This window comes from Campylobacter sp. BCW_6464, assembly GCF_001762775.1.
Lineage (GTDB): Bacteria > Campylobacterota > Campylobacteria > Campylobacterales > Campylobacteraceae > Campylobacter_D > Campylobacter_D jejuni.
Map to the genome: position 1 here is coordinate 1 of NZ_MJXM01000012.1, position 1,659 is coordinate 1,659.

1 protein-coding gene is annotated in these 1,659 nt (G+C 26.3%); it reads left to right on the plus strand.

Features of this window, described 5'->3' with window-relative positions:
* Positions 1-14: 14 nt before the first annotated feature.
* On the plus strand, positions 15-1,659 hold a 1,645-nt coding region (locus AJ885_RS00160; RefSeq protein WP_070280509.1), incomplete at its 3' end, for a motility associated factor glycosyltransferase family protein.

Here is a 1,659-nt window from a genome sequence, read left to right on the forward strand (position 1 = left end):
TTTAAGGAAACCTAATGACCATACTAGAAAAAAACATACAAGCTTTATTAAGTGGAGTAAATGAACCCTTAGGAAATAAACTTTTAAATTTCATACAAAATAAAACTTGTTCTCGTTTTAATATAGATGAAAATTTAAATATCTATGATAAAACTCATAATGTTTTTATGTATGAAAATTTAGAAGAAGAATTAAATTTTTTCTATCAAAGTATTTTAGAAAAAACTCCTAGATATCCTTTTATATGTATTTATGGTATAGGCAATGCTTTGCTGATTAAAAATTTAGCTAAACACTATAAACATCTTTTTGTATTTGAAAGCGAAATAGAACTTTTTATCCTAGCTTTAAGTACACTGGATTTGAGTGAAGAGCTTTGTAGTGGAAAAATTTATCTTGTGGATATCGAAGAAGAAAGAGTAGATATTCAACTGCTTATACTTTTTGATCAAAATGATATATTTTCATGGTTAAATCTTTATAAAATATTTATTAATCATAATTTTTATAAAAAGTATTTTTATGAAAAAATTTTTAAAACAGAAAGAATAATATATGAGAATATTAATATTATAATTAGAAACTTAGATCCTAGTTTTAAAATATCTTTATCTTGTCATGAAAATTTTTACAAAAACATCCCTTCTATGCTTGAAAGCATTCCTTTTCAAAGAATCTTAAGTGAAAGAAAAAACAAATTCGAAAATGCTATAGTAGTTTCTGCAGGACCTAGTTTAGCTAAACAACTTCCTTTACTTAAAGCTTATCAAGATAAAGCAGTGATTTTTTGTGCTGATGGGGCTTTAAGTATGCTTGAAAAAGAAGGCATAGTGCCTGATTATGTTACTAATTTAGATTTTACTGATCTAGCAATGAAATTTTTTCAAAATAAAGAAAATTTAAAACAAAGTATTATCGCTCTTGAGTGTGCTACACATCCTAATGTCGCGCGTAGTTTAAAGGCTGAAAATTGTATGATTATTTTAAGAAATAAAGCTCTTTATCAACGCTTCAATCTTAATGACTTTGGTTATATTGATACAGGTACTCATGTAAGTCATTTTTCTTATACCTTAGCTTTGGCTTTAGGATTTAAAAATATTATTATGATAGGGCAAGATTTGGCCTTTGATGAAGAAGGAAATTCACATTCAAAAGGTTTTGATTTTGGGGAGAAATTTAGCGGCGAAGAAAATATAGACAAACTTAAAGTCCCAGCCTATGCAGGTAAAGGTGAAGTTTTAACTCATATTGCTTGGAATGATTATCGCATAAAACTTGAATATCTTTTTGCTTGTAACAGTAAAGAAGCTAAATTTTACAATGCTACTGAAGGTGGAGCAAGGATTAATTTTACTGAAGAACTTTCCTTTAAAGAATGTTGTGAAAAACTCCTTACAAAAGAAAAACCTAAATTTGAACTTCCAAAAAGTTTAACTAAAAATAGAAGTGATAAACTCCTAGTTAAATTCAAAGAAAAAATACAAAAAGATCAAGATAATGCTAAAAGATTTTTAAATGATGCTTTAATTTTAAAACAAATTTTAGAAAATATACTCAGTAAAGATTTTATTTTACCTTTGGAATTTTTAGAAAAAGTTTATCAAAATATAGAAAATTTCAATCACTCTTTAGATGAAGATGAGTTTATACAGGATG